This is a genomic window from Bradyrhizobium sp. 23AC, assembly GCF_054863025.1.
This window is the reverse complement of sequence record NZ_JAVAYN010000002.1, coordinates 398,626-418,212: the sequence shown is the minus strand read 5'-3', so window position 1 is coordinate 418,212 and position 19,587 is coordinate 398,626. Positions and strand designations below refer to the sequence as shown.

At 64.6% G+C, this 19,587-nt stretch carries 14 protein-coding genes; 3 read left to right on the top strand and 11 right to left on the bottom strand.

What is annotated here, in order from left to right; translation table 11 throughout:
* Positions 1-1,009: 1,009 nt before the first annotated feature.
* Together RAD10_RS07155 and RAD10_RS07150 are read left to right on the top strand one after the other, a co-directional pair.
* On the top strand, positions 1,010-1,417 hold the full coding sequence (locus RAD10_RS07155) for a hypothetical protein (RefSeq protein ID WP_461616872.1): 408 nt from the start codon (positions 1,010-1,012) through the stop codon (positions 1,415-1,417).
* A gap of 36 nt (positions 1,418-1,453) precedes the next feature.
* On the top strand, positions 1,454-3,838 hold the full coding sequence (locus RAD10_RS07150; RefSeq protein ID WP_461616871.1) for a patatin-like phospholipase family protein: 2,385 nt from the start codon (positions 1,454-1,456) through the stop codon (positions 3,836-3,838).
* 44 nt (positions 3,839-3,882) lie between these two features.
* On the opposite strand, the gene RAD10_RS07145 is transcribed toward RAD10_RS07150, so the two are convergent.
* From RAD10_RS07145 to RAD10_RS07105, 9 genes are all read right to left on the bottom strand, one after another.
* Complete coding sequence (locus tag RAD10_RS07145; protein WP_461616870.1) at positions 3,883-5,187, bottom strand: TRAP transporter large permease; 1,305 nt, start codon at positions 5,185-5,187, stop codon at positions 3,883-3,885.
* Positions 5,188-5,218: 31 nt separating this feature from the next.
* Positions 5,219-5,812 carry a TRAP transporter small permease subunit gene (locus RAD10_RS07140; protein ID WP_461616869.1) on the bottom strand — a complete coding sequence of 198 codons (594 nt, stop codon included), beginning with the start codon at positions 5,810-5,812 and terminating at the stop codon, positions 5,219-5,221.
* Between the two features lie 10 nt (positions 5,813-5,822).
* Positions 5,823-6,824, bottom strand: coding sequence for a TRAP transporter substrate-binding protein (locus RAD10_RS07135; protein ID WP_461616868.1), 1,002 nt, complete (start codon positions 6,822-6,824; stop codon positions 5,823-5,825).
* Positions 6,825-6,855: 31 nt separating this feature from the next.
* Positions 6,856-8,514 (bottom strand): hydantoinase B/oxoprolinase family protein, encoded by a 1,659-nt coding sequence (locus RAD10_RS07130; protein WP_461616867.1) that lies wholly within the window; start codon positions 8,512-8,514, stop codon positions 6,856-6,858.
* Between the two features lie 2 nt (positions 8,515-8,516).
* The gene (locus RAD10_RS07125) at positions 8,517-10,601 is read right to left on the bottom strand and encodes a hydantoinase/oxoprolinase family protein (protein WP_461616866.1); all 2,085 of its coding nucleotides are present in this window, start codon (positions 10,599-10,601) and stop codon (positions 8,517-8,519) included.
* 141 nt (positions 10,602-10,742) lie between these two features.
* Positions 10,743-11,564 (bottom strand): NAD-dependent protein deacetylase, encoded by an 822-nt coding sequence (locus RAD10_RS07120; RefSeq protein WP_461616865.1) that lies wholly within the window; start codon positions 11,562-11,564, stop codon positions 10,743-10,745.
* 76 nt (positions 11,565-11,640) lie between these two features.
* Positions 11,641-13,440, bottom strand: coding sequence for a cation:proton antiporter domain-containing protein (locus tag RAD10_RS07115; RefSeq protein ID WP_461616864.1), 1,800 nt, complete (start codon positions 13,438-13,440; stop codon positions 11,641-11,643).
* A 117-nt stretch (positions 13,441-13,557) separates the two neighbouring features.
* Entirely contained in the window at positions 13,558-14,394 is an 837-nt protein-coding gene (locus RAD10_RS07110) for an SDR family oxidoreductase (RefSeq protein WP_461616863.1), read from the bottom strand.
* Positions 14,395-14,468: 74 nt separating this feature from the next.
* Positions 14,469-15,788 (bottom strand): solute carrier family 23 protein, encoded by a 1,320-nt coding sequence (locus RAD10_RS07105; protein WP_461616862.1) that lies wholly within the window; start codon positions 15,786-15,788, stop codon positions 14,469-14,471.
* Between the two features lie 141 nt (positions 15,789-15,929).
* Here RAD10_RS07105 and RAD10_RS07100 point away from each other — a divergent pair, with 141 nt between their 5' ends.
* Positions 15,930-17,264, top strand: coding sequence for a dicarboxylate/amino acid:cation symporter (locus tag RAD10_RS07100; RefSeq protein ID WP_461616861.1), 1,335 nt, complete (start codon positions 15,930-15,932; stop codon positions 17,262-17,264).
* A gap of 186 nt (positions 17,265-17,450) precedes the next feature.
* Here RAD10_RS07100 and RAD10_RS07095 read toward each other — a convergent pair whose 3' ends face one another.
* Complete coding sequence (locus RAD10_RS07095) at positions 17,451-19,064, bottom strand: ABC-F family ATP-binding cassette domain-containing protein (protein ID WP_461616860.1); 1,614 nt, start codon at positions 19,062-19,064, stop codon at positions 17,451-17,453.
* Positions 19,065-19,236: 172 nt separating this feature from the next.
* A complete protein-coding gene (locus RAD10_RS07090) occupies positions 19,237-19,584 on the bottom strand; it encodes a RidA family protein (protein ID WP_025034068.1) in 348 nt (115 codons plus the stop codon).
* Positions 19,585-19,587 lie beyond the last annotated feature (3 nt).

Here is a 19,587-nt window from a genome sequence, read left to right as displayed (position 1 = left end):
TGGGTAGAGCGAAGCGAAACCCATCAACGCTTGTTCCACGTTGAAACATGATGGGTTTCGCAAGGGCTCTACCCATCCTACGACGTCGTTTCATCTGCACATACCTTCGCGTTCTCGCGGCTTGTTTCGCCCGAGCTTTGCTGGCTTCTTCCGCCCTCTTCGAAAGCAAGGGCGCAGGGAAGGCCGGGCGCCGGCTGGCACCCGAAGTCCCGCGTGTGCGAGAGAACGCGCACGGGGTGGACGACAGGTGATGCCGGTCGCCCGGCCTTCCCTGCGCGATGGTTTTCACGGTGTCCTTCGTGCTCTCCCCGGGGAGCGATGCACTATTGCCCCCGTCGCCTTGCGGATGTGTGATGCGCGCGCCGGTTGGCCGCCACATCTCCGCAGGACTTGACGCACAGACCCCGGGCGTCAGGACCACACGACTTCTCCGTCCGCGCACATCCTCGCTGGGTTCTCCACGGCTGGCGTGCGCTCGCCGTCGAGGCCATTCGAAGATGCTGTCAGCGCCGTGTCGTATCGCGCCTGCCGCTGCTCACGGGATCTCCGCCCTGCAACCAACATTGCGCGCCGACGCCGTCGCGGCCACCGCATCCCGGCCCGCGCTTCGTGACGATCGCGAAACACCCCTTGTGGCGAGCGGGATGCTTCGGCTTGTACGGCAAAACCGAAGTTCTGTAAATTCGAATATTTTTGCAGGGAGCTCTCGACCCAGCGCTGGCGTGTTTTGGCCGTCGGGCAACACAACGGATGGTAGGCGGGGCGGGCGGCCCTGAGACACTCGGCGCCGTGGACGTCGTTTTGCCGGGCGCGCGGCCGCCTTCCGGAAAGGCTGAGGGTTCTGTGGGGAAGCAGGAGCCCACGTCAAGATTCTGCACGCAAGAGTTGCGCGAAACGCAAATCGCGCGATAGGATGCTCGCAGCCGAAGATTATCGGCCAAATTGCTGGCGGCGAAGTCTCCAGAGACTCGCTGCGCCATATATTCATTGCAACCAGAGGATTTTCACCATGAAGCGGGGTATCATTCACATCTGGTCTTGCGCAGCGGTTGGCGCTGCGCTGTTTTCCGTCGGCGAGGCGCGGGCCGCCTGCGATCCGCCGAGGGACATGAGGGACTGCGCCCGCATTCCGAAAGAAGTATTCGCGCAAGAGAATCCTGCCCTCCCCGAGCCACCGTTCCTTGTCGTCTATCCGGGCACGGCGAACCAACTCGCGCTAACTCATTTCGATCTCTTCCGATCCCCGGATTCCGTGCCGGCAAGCAACGGATGCAGCCCGCTGAACCAGAGCGCATGCGCCACGGTGTCGTCGGCGGATTTGACGAAGAGCACAGTGGCAAAGAAATCCACTCCCTTCGTGGTGCGATTCCAGAACGGCCGGTCCTTGCTCGCTGCCCCCGTAGCCGCCGCTCGCTAAGCGTTACCAACCCCGGTCCGCGAGCGGAGACACACGGTGCCGAGTCTCACCCGCGCAGCGACGATGCTGCGAGCCCTTCTGAACGCCGTGGCCCCGCTGCGGTATATTCCCTATGGCCTGCGGGATGTGTTCGTCTGCCTCAGGGTCCTGCTCATCCCCGCCTGCCTGAGCGGATTTGCATCGCTCGTTCTGTTCCTGCCGGATCAGACGCGCGACTATTATCGCTTGGTCGTCGAGAATCTTGCCGAGCAGATCGGCGTCACGCGGTGTGCCGCCGTCGCCGACGCAGTCTTGCCCATCGTATTTCTGCTCGGCATGGCCGCGTGCCTGACATTCAGCACCATGGTGCTCCTGGTCGATCGAAACCGGCCAAGCCTGTACCGCACGGCCTCTGCCCGCTATATTGTTCCATTCCTGCCAATCTTGTTCGGGACACTTCCACTCGTTGCCGCCATCGCGGGCTTTGCGGCCGGCGCAGACGCAATCAATCTTAGAGTCGAAACGACATCAATCGATCAGATCAATGCATTCGGGGATCACGACTTCGCCGATCAGCTGAAGAAGCTCTTTGACTGGGCCAAGCGGGGCGACTGGTACTTCCGATTGGGGCTATGGATTCTAGGCGCCGTCACCCTGCTGTTCTTTCTGAGGAGCGTTTTTGTCGTGCGCCTCAGCCGCCGGCTCGCTGCACCTCAAAAGGTGAGGCTCCGACATATCGCATATCGGACCTTCGCCGCCTCGCTCATATTGTCTCTCGTCGCGATCGTCCTGATCGCTGCATTTCCAGTGCCTATCGGTCAAACCTTGGGGTCGATCTCCATATTTGCGATCTTCATTGGCTGTCTTACGCTGAATGCTACGGGCTTGAGCATATGGTCCCGGCGTCTCGACTTTCCCATTATTCCGACACTGCTCGCCGTGGCGGCCCTCCTGGCGTGGACCGACATCAACGACGATCACGAGCTGCGCCGCATCGACAAGAGCGGCAGGAAGGTCAGTTCCTCCGCCACGCCTACGGCTCGTCCTTCGGGCGACGTCGAAGGCGAATTCGAGAAATGGTTTGACCTGCGGCCCGACAAGAAGAACCCCGAGTTCAGTGGGGAACAAGGCTATCCGGTCTACATCGTCGCCGCGCAGGGCGGCGGCATCTACGCGGCCGCGCAGGCCGTGCAATTCCTGACCAAGCTGCACACGACCTGCGAGCGGTTCGCCCAGCATCTGTTCGCGATCAGCGGCGTGTCCGGAGGCAGCGTCGGTGCCGCGTTCTATGCCGCGATGACCGAGGAGTTCAAGCCGACGACGCTACAGTGCCGCAGCATTGCGGAAATCGGGAGCAGCGGTCCCCGCAGCCCGGAAATGCGCGAGGCGCAGCAATCCGCATTTGAGCTCGTGCGCAACGATTACGACTTCCTGTCGCCGCTGGTCGCTTCGGCCCTCTTTCCCGATTTCGCACAACGTTTCTTCTGGCCGGCCAATCCAGCCTTGTCACGGGCCCGCGCCCTCGAAGGATCGATCGAGGCCGCGTGGGCGGATGTCGCAACCCGAAACTTCGGCGGCACCGGCCGGGATGCTCTGAAGAGCGGGGTGCTGGCGTCCTGGAATCCAGCGGGCCTCAAACCGGCTCTCTTCTTCAACACGACCGAAGTCGCGTCCGGACGGCGCCGCGTCATCGCGCCGTTCGGCTTCGACAAGGACTTTCGGACTGACGCGCAATTATTGCCCCTGAGCGAGGACTATGACATTCCGCTGAGCGTTGCGGCAGTCGCCAGTGCGCGCTTTCCCTGGCTGACGCCGGCGGCCTGGTTTTGGGACAGCGGGTCGACGGCAACTCCACCAGCCAAGAGCGACATCACGAGATTTCATGTCGTCGACGGCGGATATTTCGAGAATTCCGGCGTAACCACCGCGGTCGAGATCATCAATCGTCTTCAGCGTCGGGCGGACACATGCTGCAAACAGGCCCGCTTCCATCTCATCGTTCTGACATCGGGCGAGTACAGCAAGGGCAGCTCCAGCGCGTTCAGCGAGGCTGTATCTCCGGTGGTCGCACTGTTCAACAGCCGAACGGCACGAACCTATTCGACCGTCGATCTGGCGACGCGGGATCTCGGCGTCATCAAACGTGATGCCACGGACGTGCGGGGACGAATCAGTCGGGTGCAACGAGTCGATTTCGGCGACTACGTGATACCGCTGCCTCTCGGCTGGCGCCTATCGAAAATGTCGGCGTCCGAGATATTCTTCCTGACGGGCCGCGCAGCACACTGCGTACCCGACGAGAACTTTTTGCAGAAATCAAAGGTCATGGGGTTCGGCCCAGGCGATTGCGTGCAACGGTTGATCCTGCATCAGCTCCGGGGTGATGACCTCGACACCGCGCTCAAGGAGGCACAGGCAAACCATCCGCAGGTCAAGCCATAGAGCAGACGGTCTCGGGCTGACGGCTGCATCCGCCATTGAGCGATCTACCCGTACAGCACCCGCGGCAGCACCGTGACGATGCCCGGCCACAGCGTCAGCAGCAGCACGAAGCCGATCATGATCATCAGGTACGGCAACGTGACACGCGCGATGTAGCCGAGGCCGTCCTCGGTGAGCCCCTGGATGACGAACAGGTTGAAGCCGACGGGCGGCGTGATCTGCGCCATCTCGACCGCGAGCACGAGGAAGATGCCGAACCAGATCTCGTCGAATCCCGCCCCCTTCACGATGGGCAGCACGATCGGCAAAGTCATCACGATCATCGAGAAGCCGTCGAGGAAGCAGCCAAGGATCAGGTAGAAGACGATCAACACCACGATCAGCATGAAGGGCGACAGGCCGAGCCCCTTGACGAAGGCGGCGACGGCTTGAGGGATGCCGAGGAAGGCCGCGGCATTGCCGAGGATCGAGGCGCCGAGCACGATCAGCGCGATCATCGAGCAGGTCACGACCGAGCCGATCAGCACGTCGCGCATCACCTGCTGCGACATCGAGCCCTGCGCCCATGCCACCAGCGCTGCGCCGAGCACGCCGACGGCGGCGGCTTCCGACGGCGTCGCGAGCCCGCCATACATCGAGCCGAGCACGCAGGCGATCAGGAACAGCGCCGGCGCGAGGTCCTTCAGCGCGGCGAAGCGCTCGCTCCAGGGCACCTGCGAAAGCTTCGCTTCCGTCTCCGGCACCATCGCGGGCTTGAGGCTCGTATGCAGCATCACCCAGCCCATGAAGGTTGCAGCGAGCAGCAGGCCGGGCAGCACGCCGGCGGTGAACAGTTTCAGGATCGAGACGTCGCCGAGCACGCCGTAGATGATCATGATGTTGGACGGCGGGATCAGGAAGCCGAGCGTGCCGGCGCCCGCGAGCGAGCCGATCGCGATGTCGCGCGAATAGCCGCGGCGCAGCAGCTCGTTGAGCGACATGCGGCCGATCACCTGCGTGGTCGCGGCCGACGAGCCGGAGATCGCCGCGAAGATGGTGCAGCCGATCACGTTGACATGCAGCAATCGACCGGGCAGCAACCCCGCCCAGGGCGCCAGCCCCTGAAACAGCGAGCGCGACAGACGGGTGCGAAACAGCAGCTCCCCCATCAGGATGAAGAGCGGCAGCGCCAGCAGCTCCTGCGTAGTCAGGATGTTCCAGGCATATTGCGGCAACAGCTTGTCGAGCGGGATCGAGCGGAACATCGCGAGCAGAAGCGTCGCGGTGAGCGCGAGAGTGAGGCCAATCCACACGCCGCAGGCCAGCAGCGCAAACAGGATCGCGAACAGGGCGACAACTTCGATGGTCATGCGATCTTGAATCCGGGAGCGAGCAGAGCTGTCATTCGACGGGCGAGGCCTTCATGCGATGATCCTCCAGCGGCAGGCCGAGCACGGCCTGGATCGCGCGTGCCAGGAATTGCAGCGTGAGCAGCAGCATGCCGAAGGTGACGACGGCTTCCGGAAACCACAGCGGCGTATCGCTGGAGGTCGAGACCTGGCCGCGCGTGTACGCGGCAAAGGCGAACTTCGCCATGGCCGAGGTCAGGAACGCCATGAAGGCGAAGCCGGCGGCCGCCGAGAGAATCTCGAGCGCGCGCTGCACCGGCACTGGTGCATTCTTGAGCAGCAGCACGACGCGGATGTGGCCGCCGACACGCAGGGTCATGGCGGCGCCGAAGGTGAAGGAGGCCGCCATCAGATAAGACGAGTACTCCCAGGCAATCGAGATCGTCGGCGGGAAGAACGACAGGAAATTCGAGAGGAAGCGCGTTGCGACCTCGCACAGCATCAGCAGCGTCAGCGTCAACAGACAACCGCCGCCGATCCAGCCGTCGAGACGGCCGAGCCGATCGATGCCATCGAGCAGGATGCGCAGCGGCACTGGTGCCGCTGCATTGAGGCTTTGCGGTGCTTCGGGCGAAACGCTCACCACGATCCCGCCCTCAGCCGCGCTTCATGTCGGCGAGATAGGCCCGCACCGGCTTGTCGGCCGCCGGCACGCGCTTGAGGAAGGCATCCAGCTGCGGTGCGGTCTTGGCCCGGATATCCGTCATCATCGCGTCCGAGACCGGCACCACCTCCATGCCGCCCTCCTTGAGGCGGTTGAGGCTGTCGACATCGGCCTTGAGCGAGTTCGCCCAGAAGCCCGGCTCCATCTTAGCGGCGATATCCGCCACGAGCTTCTGCTGATCGGCGCCGAGCGCCTTCCAGGAATCCAGATTGACGGTGAGCATCTGCGACGACCAGACATGGTTGGTCGGGTAGACATATTTCAGGAATTCCCAGAACTTGCCGTCGACGCCCGACACCGATGAGGTGGAGACGCCGGCCACCGCGCCGGAGGCGAGCGCGGGAATCGTTTCGCCCCAGGGGATCATCACGGCGGCCATGCCGATCGCATTCAGCATATCGACCGCATTCTTGTCGGGCACGCGGATCTTGATGTTCTTCAGACCCTCTACGTCGGCGACCTTTGCCTTGAGGTGCAGATACTGCGTCGGCCACGGCACGATGTAGAGGATCTTCTGGTTGTTGCGCGCCGCGATCTTCTCGTACTCCGGCCGCACATATTTGTGCAGCACCTTCAACTCGTCCACCGAGCCGCAGAGGAAGGGGATGCTCTCGACGCCCATGAAGGGCTCGTCGCCGACCTGCTGGATGTTGAGGACGTCGGCGAGCGGCACCAGGCCGTCGCGCACGGCGCGCAAATGCTCCGGGCCCTTGAAGCCGAGCTGGCCGCCGGCCTTCACGGTGATCGCGACCGAGCCGCCGGTCTGCTTCTTCACCTCCTCGGCGAAGGCCATCGCATTCTGAGTGTGGAAATTGCCGTCGGGCCAGACCGTCGACATGTCCCAGCTCGTCGTTGCCGCCCGCGCGCGGGTCGAGATGTGGCCGGCGGCGAGCAGCGTCGCTGCGCCCGCGGTGAAGTTCCGTCGCGTGATCATTGCTCCCCCTCCATTTACAAGCGCACTGACTTCAGCGCGCGTACCCATAAACTGCAGCAGCATTGGCGGCGGACACGAGGCCGCTTTCGATGTCGTCCCTGACCGCCGCGCGATCGCGCGTCGTGGGAGCACCGATGCCGGCGCCGCCGGGCGTCAGCACCACCAGCCGGTCGTCCGGCGGCACCTGCTGAAATCCTTTTCCACGCAGCTTTTTTCCGGACTTGAGGCCGACATAGCCGGCCTCGCCGTTCTTGCCACCATCGCGTCCCCGCGGCGGATGATCGATGCGGTCGAATGCCGCCAGGATGTCGAAGGGCGCATCGACGCCGCTGCCGACCTCGATGATCTGGCCGAGGCCGCCGCGGGTGCGCCCTGCCCCGCCGGAATCCGGACGCAGCTCCTTGCGCCAGAAGATCAGCGGCGTCTGCGTCTCCGCGATCTCGACCGGCGTGCCGCGCACGCCGCTGGGATAGGCGGTGGCCGACAGCCCATCCTTGCCGAAGCGCGCACCGGTGCCGCCATTGGAGGTCACCGCCATCGAGAATCCGTAATTGCCGCCGACGCCGGAGCGGGTCTGGCCGCGGACGTTGAGATTCCACAGGCAGGAGGTGCCTTCCGCGGGCACACGCTCGGGAATGATCTGGCGCAGGCAGCCGAACACCACGTCGGGCAGCATCTGGCCGATGATGTGGCGCGAGGCGACCGGCGCGGGCTTGGGCGCATTGAGGATCGCGCCTGCGGGCGCCGATACCGTCAGCGGCGACAGCGAGCCGGCATTGTTCGGGATCTGCGACGCCACGACGCAGCCGAGCCCGAACACGGTGTAGGCGGTGGTGTAGGACAAGGGCACGTTGATGCCGAACTTCGAGGCTGCGGAGGTGCCGTCGAAATCGACATGGATGCCCGCATCCGAGATCGTCAGCGTCGCCGCCAGCGTCACCGGGGCATCATAGCCGTCGACCACCATGGTGTTGCGCCAGCTGCCCTTCGGCAGCTTGGCGATCTCGGCGAGTACGGCCTCGCGGGAGCGATCGCAGATGTAGTCGCCGAGTTCGTCGAGCGTATCGATACCGAACTCGGTCATCATCTCGACCAGGCGCTCGCAGCCGACGTCGTTGCAGCCGGCCAGCGAATAGGTGTCGCCCTCGGTATCGATCGGCAGCCGCGTGTTGGTGCGGATCATCGCCATCAGCGTCTCGTTGACGACGCCCTGGTCGATCAGCTTCAGCATGGGGATGTAGAGCCCCTCCATGAACACGTCGGTGGCGTCGGGGCCGAAGCCGATGCCGCCGATGTCCATCAGGTGGCTGGTGCAGGAGAACAGCGCGACCGGCTTGCCATCCTTGAAGCAGGGCGTGGTGACGACGAAGTCGTTGAGATGACCGGTGCCCATCCAGGGATCGTTGGTGATGTAGGCATCGCCCTCCTTCATCGTCTCGATCGGGAAGTGGTTGATGAAGTGCTTGACCGATTCCGCCATGGAATTGACGTGACCGGGCGTGCCCGTCACCGCCTGCGCCAGCATCCGCCCCTTGAGGTCGAACACGCCGGCCGAGAGGTCGCCGCATTCGCGCACGATCGGGCTGAAGGCGGTGCGGAGCAGCACCTGCGCCTGCTCCTCGACCACGGCGATCAGCCGGTGCCACATGATCTGAAGGTCGATCAGGCTCGCGCCATTTGCCTTGCTCATGATCAGGCCGCCTTTCGTTCCATGACGATGCTGCCGGCACCGTCGATATGGGCGTCAAAACTGGTGGAGACGAAGGTGGAGGTCTCGTCCTCCGCAATCACGGCCGGGCCAGCGATGGTCGCGCCCGGCGCCATGTCCTCGCGGCGATAGAGCGGGATCTCGATCACCTCGCCGGCGCGGCCGTCGAAGAATTTGCGGCTGCCGATAGCCTTGCCGGCAGGCTTGCGCGTGACGGCGGCAACGGTGGACGGATTGCGCGCCTCGGTGGTCGCAAGCACCGACCAGCTCAACACCTCGATGGCAGCGCCCGGAATCGACCGCTCGAACATCGCGGAATAGTCCGCCTCGAACTTCTGGCGCAGGCCGGCGAGATCGGCCCCCGTCAGCCGCCGGTTCGGCAGCTCGACCGAGATCTCATGGCCCTGGCCGACATAGCGCATGAAAGCGGCACGTCGCTCGCGCACCGGCGCACCGGCAGCGCCAGGCTCGACCAGCGCACGCGCCTCGGTCACCATCTCCTGCAGGAGATCCGACACAGCTTCAGTGTCGAAATCATCGAGCCGGACATGGCGGCTGCGCACCAGCTCATAGGCGATCGGTGCCGCGAGGAAACCGACGGCCGAGCCGACGCCGGCATTGGAGGGCACGATCACCCGGGAGACGCCGATCTTCTCGGCAACGCGCGCCGCATGCAGCGGTGCGGCACCGCCAAAGGCGATCAGCGTGTGCTGGCCGACAATCTCGCCGCGCTCGACCGCATGGACACGCGCCGCACTTGCCATGTTCTCGCAGACGACCTCGTGCACGGCATAGGCCGCGGTCTCTGCCGACAGGCCGAGCGGCTCGCCGACGCTGCTCAGCAGAGCCTTTTTCGAAAGCTCCGGATCAAGCTTGATCGTGCCACCGGCGAAAGCAGCGGGATCGATCATGCCGAGCGCGACGTCAGCATCGGTCACGGCCGGACGCTGGCCGCCGCGGCCATAGCAGGCCGGGCCCGGCTCGGACGACGCACTCTCGGGCCCGACGGTGACGCGCTTCATCGCGTCGACATGGGCGATCGAGCCGCCGCCGGCGCCGATCTCGACCATCTCGATCACGGGAATGCGCACCGGCAGGCCGGAGCCTTTGAGGAAACGCGCGGCGCGATCGACCTCGAACACGCGCGAGGTCTCGGGCTGATATTTTTCGATCAGGCAAATCTTTGCCGTGGTGCCGCCCATGTCGAAGGACAGCACCTTGCTCTCGCCGAGCCGTGCCGCGATCTGCGCCGCGAAGATTGCGCCGCCGGCAGGCCCGGATTCGACGAGACGCACCGGAAAGCGCCGTGCCGTCTCGATCGAGGTGACGCCGCCACCTGACGTGACGAGATAAATGGCGCCGCGGAACTGCTCGACCTGCAAGGCGTCGGCCATGCGGGCGAGATAGCCGTCGATCAGGGGTTGCACATAGGCGTTGGCGACCGCTGTCGATGTGCGTTCATACTCGCGAATCTCCGGGCAAACGGCCGAAGACACGGTCACGGAGATATCAGGCATCTCCTCGGCCAGGATCGCGGCCGCACGGCGCTCGTGCTCGGGGTTGGCGTAGGAGTGCAGGAAGGCGATCGCGACGCTCTGGACACTCAACTCACGCAATTTCGGCGCGAGTGCACGCACCGACGCTTCGTCGAGCGGGAGACGGACGGCGCCGTGGGCGTCGACGCGCTCGGGCACGGTGAAACGCAGGCTGCGCGGCGCCAGCGGCCTCGGCTTGTCGATTCCGAGATCATATTGATCGTAGCGGCTTTCGGTGCCGATATCGAGCACGTCGCGAAAGCCCTCGGTCGCGATCAGGGCCGTCTTGGCACCGCGGCGCTCGATGATGGCGTTGGTCGCCAGCGTGGTGCCGTGAATGAAGACGTCGATGTCGCTGATATGGGCGCGCGCATCGGCGAGAATGAGACGCATCCCGTCCAGCACGGCCTGTTCGGGACGCTGCGGCGTCGTCAGCAGCTTGCGCGTCTTGCGATCCTGCCCCACGTCCAGCACGATGTCGGTGAACGTACCACCGATATCGACGGCAAGCCGCACCTCGGCTCCCTCAAGCATTCCAAATTCTCCGCGCTGATCGTCAAGACTGGGGTCGAAAGCGCAGCAATTTCCATGCCATGGACGACGAGGACAACGCCGCGCCCGGCCATTCTGCTTGGCACCTATGCAATAGGCAAGACGTGTTCGGCGTTGGCGCGATCAGAGCAGGAATGCAAGCGCCGCCTCGCAGCGCTCCTCGACCTTCAGCGTCAGGAGATCGTCGGCGCGGGTGCGGCCGAGATTGACCGCCGCAATCGGAATATTGCGCTGCGCGGCAGCCTGTACGAAGCGGAATCCGGAATAGACCATCAGCGACGAGCCGACGACGAGCATGGCGTCGGCCTGCGCCAGATGATCCTGCGCGGTGGCAACGATGTCGCGGGGCACGTTCTCGCCGAAGAACACGACGTCGGGCTTGAGGATGCCGCCGCAGGCTTCGCAAGGAGGCACCTGGAAGGACGAAAAATCCTCGTGCTCCAGATCAGCGTCGCCATCGGGTGCATCGGCCGCATCGAGCGTCAGCCACGCCGCATTCGCGCGACCAAGCGCGTGCTGAAACTCATCGCGCGGCGTCTTGCGGCCGCAGCCCATGCAGCGAACCAGGTCGAGCCGGCCGTGCAGGTCGATCACCTGGCGGTGGCCGGCCGACTGATGCAGCCGGTCGACGTTCTGAGTCAGCAGCATCTCGCACCGGCCGTTCGCCTCGAGCCGGGCCAGTGCACGATGCGCATCGTTCGGCCGCGCCTGGCCGAACCGCCGCCAGCCGATCAGGCTGCGCGCCCAATAGCGCCGCCGCGTATGCTCGTCCGAGATGAAGGATTGGAAGTTGACCGGCTGGGTCCGCTTCCAGTTGCCGTTGCTGTCGCGATAGTCGGGAATGCCCGAATTGGTGCTGCAGCCGGCGCCGGTCAGCACGAACAGCTTTTCGTGCCGGCCGACGAAATCCTGGAGCGGGGAGCTTGCCAGTGGAGCGTTTGCCATGGCGCAGATGTAGTCTGCGCGGGCGGGTTTTGCCAGATCATCGCAGTCCGCAGCGCGTAGCGACCCGGATGGGCGGCTATCGCGGGGACCGGCGCCCCGTGAGATCGAGCGGGCGCACTTTCTCTTGTCCGGCAATGCGGGCGGCTTGCTGCAGCGTCAGTCGGAATTCATCCCGCTTCTCGTGCACCGAGGCTATCGCATTCCCGACCGCAACTCCGAGGCCGACCAGTGCCGCTTCGGAAAGCTGCAGGCTTGCCTCGATGGTTTCCGGCACCGCATCGGTTGCGCCGATCGCATAGAGGTGGCGGGCATGGTCGGCGTCCCGCGCACGTGAAACGATCAGCACATCCGGCCGCACCGCCCGGATCCGCTCGACGACAGCATCGATCGCCGGCCGCGACTGGATGGTGATGATCACACCGGTCGTCTGCATCAGGCCGCAAGCCTCGAGGAAACCGAGCTCTGTCGCATCGCCAAAATAGACCTTGTGACCGTCGCGGCGGTCGCGCGCCACGGCGACTGCCTCGTGATCGACCGCGATGTAGTTCAGGCCGTGGCTGGTGAGCAGCGAACAGACGACTTTTCCAACACGGCCGTAGCCGACCACGATGGCCTGCGCCTGATCGCCGGGCGGCCGAACCGCCAGTTCGGGATCGGGCGAGCGCTCAGGACCCAGCTTCGCGGCCAGTCGGCGTCCGAGCATGCTCAAGAGCGGCGTCAAGGCCATCGTCACGGCGGTGACGGCGACGGCAAAGCTCGACACACGCGGCTCGATCAAGCCGCCGGCCACCGCCATCCCGATGCTGACGAACGCAAATTCACCGACGGGACCCAGCAGGAAGCCGATCTCGATCGCCGTCGCCCAGGAGAGCTTGAAGAGCCGGCCGAGGAGGATGAGCACGATCGCCTTGCCGACGAGAATGCCGATGACCGCGGCCAGCAGCCAACCAGGCTCGCGCATGAACACGCGGAAGTCGATGGCCATGCCGACGGTGAAGAAGAAGATGCCCAGCAGCAGGCCCTTGAACGGCTCGACGGTGGCCTCAATGGCCTTGCCATACTCCGTTTCCGCCAGCATCAGTCCCGCAACGAATGCTCCGAGCGCCATCGACAGGCCTGCCTGGTGCGCGGCAATCCCTGCGCCGACGATGACGAACAAGGTCGCGGCAACAAACAGCTCCGTCGAATGGGTGCCCGCAACCATCTGGAAGAGCGGACGCATCAGCAGCCGTCCGAGCAGAGTGAGGACAGCGACCGCCAGCGCGGCCTTCAGGATCGCACTGGAGATGTGCGTCAGGACGGAGCCGCCACTCCCCGCGCCGAGCACCGAGACGAAAACCAGAATGGGAACGACTGCGAGGTCCTGGGCCAGCAGCACCGAGAAGCTGGCGCGACCGGCAGTGGTCGCAAGTCGTCTCTCGGTGGACAAAAGCTCGAGCACGATCGCCGTCGAGGACAACGCAAGGCTCGCGCCCAGGATGACGGCCGTATCCGAGCTCTGCCCGGAGAGAAGCGTCACGCCGAAAATCATGGCGGACGTCGCCAGCACCTGCAGGCCGCCAAGCCCGAACACCAGGCGTCGCATCGTGACGAGCCGCCTGAAAGACAGTTCGAGCCCGATCAGAAACAGCAGGAATACGATGCCGAGATTGGCGATACCCTCGACGTTCTGCGCGTCCGCTACGGTGACCCAGTACAGGAACGGCAGTTCCCGAACGAGCGAGCCGAGCCCGAGCGGACCGAGCATGGCGCCGGCGCCGAGATAGCCCAGCACGGGATTGATGCCCCAATGGCGGACGATCGGCACCACGACACCGGCCGTGCCGAGGACCACCAGCGCGTCGCTGTAAGCATTGATGTTGATGGTTGTGGTCACGAGCCCTTCATGTGTCGACGCTTGCCAATAGCGGCAGCGTCGTCCACGGTCGATAGCACACGGCGCCGCAGACCCCTACCCGGCCCGACCGCCATCCTCACAGTCCCCAAACTGAGGTCAACTCGCCCAGTTCTCGCGAAACTCGGGGAATAGCGTCAGACCTCCGCAGGCGTAGAGGGTCTGCCCCGTGATGTAGCTCGCATCATCGGAAGCGAGGAAAGCGAACACGGCGGCGATCTCCTCCGGCGTGCCGACACGCCTCATCGGAATGTGGCTGGTGACGACGCCGCGCTTTTCGGGATCGCCGGTCCAGGCCGCGTTGATCGGCGTGTCGATCGCGCCAGGCCCGACCGCGTTGACGCGAATGCCGCGGCCGGCGAACTCCAGCGCCAGCGTGCGCGTCAGATTGGCCATGCCGCCCTTGCTGATCGAATAAGCGAGATAGCCGGGCTTCGGGATGATCTGGTGCACGCTGGAGCAGTTGATGATGGAGCCCCCTCCCCCGCGCGCCACGAAATGCGCGAGCGCCTTCTGGGCGCAGAGCACGGCACCGTTCAGGTTGACGTCGATGATCCGGTGATAGGTCTCGATGTCGAGCGCCTCGCTCGGCGACTCCTTTTGGAAGCCGGCGTTGTTGACGAGACAATCGAGACGCTTCCAGCGCGAAAGGATCGCCTCGAACATCGCAGCAATCTCTTGCCCGTCGCCGACATTGGCCTTGACGATGCGATGATCGGGCGCGCCGTGGCCGCGATCGCTCGAAGCGGCCCGCGCGAGCGCGAGCGTCTCCTCCGCCCGCTCATCGTGCTCGAAATAATTGATGGCGACGGTTGCGCCTTCCTGGGCGAGCCGGATGGCGACGGCGCGACCGATGCCTTGCGAGGCGCCAGTCACCAGGGCGTATTGGCCAACGAGGCGCGAGGGAAAGGAGGTCGAGCGATCGGTTTGCGGCATGGGTTCTCTCCGGGATGTCTCATCATCGACGGACGGCGCGTTTTGTTCCATCCCCTTTCGTGCATCGCTGGGATTCATTCCGCGCGCCGCGCCAGCGGCGAGGTCAGGATCTGGTAGAGGATGATGGCGCCAAAAGTTGCGGTGCCGATCCCGCCGATCGTGAACGCGCCGAATTTGAGCGTGAGGTCGCCCGCTCCGGCGGTCAGCGCCACGGCGACGGTGATCAGGTTTGCAGGATTGGCGAAGTCGACCTTGTTCTCGACCCAGATCCGGCCGGCCATCGCCGCAATCAACCCGAACAGCACGATCGAGAGGCCGCCGATGACAGGCCCCGGGATCGACAGGATCAGCGCGCCGAACTTCGGCGAGAAGCCGAGCAGGATCGACACGATGGCGGCGAAGGCGAACAGCAATGTCGAATAGACCTTCGTCGCCGCCATCACGCCGATATTCTCGGCATAGGTGGTGACGCCGGTGCCGCCGCCGCAGGCCGCGACGATGGTAGCCAAGCTGTCGGCGAACAGGGCGCGGCCGAGATAGGCATCGAGACTCCGGCCCGTCATGGCGCCGACGGCCTTGATGTGACCGAGGTTCTCGGCGACGAGAATGATCGCAACCGGCGCGATCAGAAAGATCGCATCGGCCTGGAATGTCGGCGTGGTGAAGCTCGGCATGCCGAGCCACGGCGCGGCCGAAAGCTGAGTGAAGTCGATCGGCTTGCCGAAACCGAGGCCGTTGGCGAACAGCAGGTATAAGAGATATCCGCCGATCGCGCCGAGGATGATCGGCAGGCGGCGCCACAGGCCTGGCGCCGCAACGGCCACCACGCCGATGATCAGAACCGTCGCCAATCCGATCCAGGTATCGAACGTGCCGGCGCTCACCGCCTTGACCGCCACGGGCGCGAGGTTGAGGCCGATCGCCGCGACCACGGCGCCGGTGACGGCCGGCGGCAGCAGCCGCTCGACCCAGCCGACCCCCGACCACATCACGATCAGCGCGATCACGCCATAGAGCACCCCGGCGCCAACGATGCCGCCGAGCGCAACCGACAAGTTCGGGTTCGAACCCTGCCCGGCATAGCCCGTGGCGGCGATGACGACGGCGATGAACGCGAAGCTCGAGCCGAGATAGCTCGGCACGCGCCCGGCGACGATGACGAAGAAGATCAGCGTGCCGATGCCGGAGAACAGGACGGCGACATTGGGATCGAACCCCATCAGCAGCGGCGCGATGATCGTCGAGCCGGACATGGCGACGCAATGCTGGAGACCGGAGACGATCGTCTGGCCCCATGACAGCCGCTCCTCCGGCATGATCACGCCCGAGGTCTTCAACGTCCAACGCGGGAAATAGCCTTGCTGTTGCCGGCCGGCGCCTGATGAAGTCGACATGTTCCCCCCAGTTGCGGTGCAGCGACCGATCTTTCGTGCGAACAGACAAAAATGTGATTGTCGCTTCTGCGGCGACCATCACATGATGCAAGCCATGCAAGATCGAAATCACGCAAAATCAATGCGTTCCGGGGCCACTCTATGACACAAGTCGCGATCCAGCCAGCCATCCATCGCCGGCAACAGCCCTGGTACAAGATCCTCTACGTGCAGGTGCTGATCGCGATCGCACTCGGCGTACTCATCGGCTATTTCTACCCCGACCTCGGCAAGGCCTTGAAGCCGCTCGGCGACGGCTTCATCGCGCTGATCAAGATGATGATCGCGCCGGTGATCTTCTGCACCGTCGTGCACGGCATCTCATCGATGGGCGACCTCAAGCGCGTCGGCCGGGTCGGGCTGAAGTCGCTGATCTATTTCGAGACGGTCTCGACCGTCGCGCTCGCGGTCGGCCTCCTGGTCGGCGAGATTCTGCAGCCCGGGCACGGCTTCAATATCGATCCCGCCACGATCGATCCGAAATCGGTGGCCACCTACGTCACCAAAGCCAAGGAAGAAGGCATCGTCGCCCATCTGATGGCGATCATCCCCGACAGCTATTTGGGCGCGATCGCGCGCGGCGACCTTTTGCAGGTGCTGCTGATCTCGATCCTGTCCGGCTTCGCCATCGCCTTCCTCGGCAAAGCCGGCGAGCCCATTGCGGACGCGATCGACAAGGCCGCGAAGATGTTCTTCGGCATCATCCGCATCATCGTGCGCGTCGCCCCGATCGGCGCCTTCGGCGCGATGGCGTTCACGGTCGGCGCCTACGGCCTCGGCTCGCTGATCAATCTCGCCGCCCTGATCGGCACGTTCTATCTCACCAGCATGCTGTTCGTGCTCGTGGTGTTAGGGGCGATCGCGCGGCTCGCCGGCTTCTCGATCCTCCGCTTCATCGCCTACATCAAGGACGAGCTGCTGATCGTGCTCGGCACGTCGTCCTCCGAGACGGTGCTGCCGCAGATGATCCAGAAGATGGAGCATCTTGGCGCCTCGCGCTCCGTGGTCGGCCTCGTGATTCCGACCGGCTACAGCTTCAACCTCGACGGCACCAACATCTACATGACGCTCGCAACGCTGTTTCTGGCGCAGGCGACCAACACGCATCTGACCATCTGGCAGGAGCTCGGCATTTTGGGCATCGCCATGATCACCTCGAAGGGCGCCTCGGGCGTGACCGGCGCCGGCTTCATCACGCTCGCCGCGACACTATCGATCGTGCCTGACATCCCGATCCAGTCGATCGCGATCCTGGTCGGCATCGACAAGTTCATGAGCGAATGCCGCGCGCTGACCAATCTGATCGGCAACGGCGTCGCCTGCGTCGTCATCAGCATCTCCGAAGGCGAGCTCGACCGCGAGGCGCTGCACGAGACCATGGCCCATCCGCTCGAGATCGGCGAAGCGCTGGAGCCGGGCGGGAGTGCAGCATCGTAGGTTGCAAACCAGCCGGCTCAGCGCGATTCCGACGCGGTAGTTTCCCGGAGTGGTCAATTGCTGCGGGACGCGTCACAACAGTTGCGTTGGGATCACGGATTGATACTCATTTTTTCTACCCGACGCGCTGGGGGCAGGGCGTCGGGTTTTTGAAAATCACTGCCATATCAGGACTGCCGGGCGGGATCAGACGATCCCGCCGTGAGTGCGCAGCACCTTGGCGGCGAGGTCGAGCCGCCGCGTGACCCCAATCGCCTGCAGGAACGCTTCGTCATGACTGACGACGAGCAGTGCGCCGTCATAGGCCCTCAAGCCTGCTTCGACCGCTTCGATAGACTCGATGTCGAGATGATTGGTCGGCTCATCCAGGATCAGCAGCGACGGCGGCGACGACCCGCCCAGCACGCAAGCGAGGCCCGCGCGAAACATTTGCCCGCCGCTCAGGCTTCCGGCTGCCTGCAAGGCGGCATCGGCGCGAAACATGAACCGCGCCAGCGCGGCATGGCATTCGTTCGCTCCCGCCTTCGGATTGAGACGCCCAAAATTCTGAAGGACGGAGATCGAGGGAACGAGCAGGCTGACCTTCTGGTCGAACAGCGCGAAATCCGGCCTGACCCGCACGGTGCCCGAGAGCGGACGCAGCTCGCCGGCGATGAGTTTCAGCAGCGTCGTCTTGCCGGAGCCGTTGGGCCCGACCAGCGCGATCCGCTCCGGACCGACGACGGCGAATGAGAGATCGCGCAGGACCGGTTGCTCCGGCCGATAGCCGGCGCTGACGCCGTCGAGCCTGAGCAACTCCCTGCCCGCCGGCAGGCCGCTCGCGGGCAGCTTGACCGAGAGTGGCTGAAGAATCTCGATGCGCCGGCGTGCCGTATCGACGGCTTGAAGCGCTTCCGCGCGCAGCCGCTCGGCGATTTGTGCGGTCTTGCCGCCGGTATCCTCGCTACGATCCTTGCGCGCCCCCGCCAGGATGCGCGGCATGTCGCCCTTGGCGCGCTTCTTCCTGCCGCCGCTGTCCTTGCGCGCTTTCTTCTCCGCGGCCTCCTGCGCCTTGCCGTCGATCTCGGATAGCCGCCTCTCGGCATGCGCGAGGTCGTGCCTGACGGCGGCGAGCTCGACGGCCTTCTGTTCGCGGTAACGGCTCCAATTGCCGCCGTATCGCGTGGCTCCGAGCGACGTCAGCTCGACAATCGCATCCATCGTGTCGAGCAGGCGCCGATCGTGGCTGACGACGATCGCACCACCGCGCCAGGCGGCGAGGAGATCGATCACCGCCTTGCGGCCGTCGCTATCCAGATTGTTGGTGGGCTCGTCCAGCAGCAGGAAGTCCGGCTCGGCAAAGACCAATGCGGCGAGGCGAACCCGCGTGATCTGGCCGCCGGACAGGCGTGACAGCTCGGTGTCGGGAGCGAGATCAAACCCGAGACGTGCAAGCGCAGCCTGTAAGCGTACTTCGAGAGTCCAATCGACCTCGGCGAGGTCGTCGGCCGAGGCTTCTCCCCGCTCGGCCCGGCGAAGCAGCGCGAGCTGACCTCGCGCCTCAAACAGATCGGCCACCGTCGCACCCGCAAGGAGCTGGACATCCTGGCGCAGCAACCCCACGGTTCCGTTGACGACGACGCGCCCCGCCTGGAAAAGTTGCTCCCCGGAGATCGACGCGAGCAGCGTGGTCTTCCCGACGCCATTGCGGCCGACGAGGCCGGTCCGCTCGGCGCCGAACGTCAGATCGGTGTTGGAGAAGAGAGAGCGGCCGTCAGGCGTGGACAGCGACAGATTCGACAGGATGATGGAAGCAGGCATGGAATTCCCCGTGAGCAAGGCGGATGGGCTTTGCGGTCGGGGTAAAATCCATGGCTGCGAAGGTCCTTATCGGGGGACTCCTTAACTAGTCCCATCGAAGCGCGAGATCAAGGCGCGGATCGAAGGGACGACGGCGCGGGAAGCGCCGACGTCCCTCGTCGGCCTATCGCGTTCAGCCCTTGAGCGCGGTAACCACCACCTCGATCAGCGCGCCGCCGCCGAGATCGGCGACGCCGACCGTGGCGCGGGTCGGCAGATTGTCACCGAAGAATTCGGTCCAGGCCGCGTCCATCTCCTTCTTCTTGGAGAGATCCGTGACGAAGATCGAGGCGCTGACGACGCGGCTCTTGTCGGTGCCGGCTTCCTTCAGATAACCGGCGATCTTGCCGAGGATGTTGCGGGTCTGGTCACCCATCGAGACCGAGGTGTCGTCGGCAATGGTGCCGCCGAGGAAGACGAAGCCGTTGGCCTCGACGGCCCGGTGCATGATGGGCGTGCGGATGCTGCGGGTGATGCTCATGAT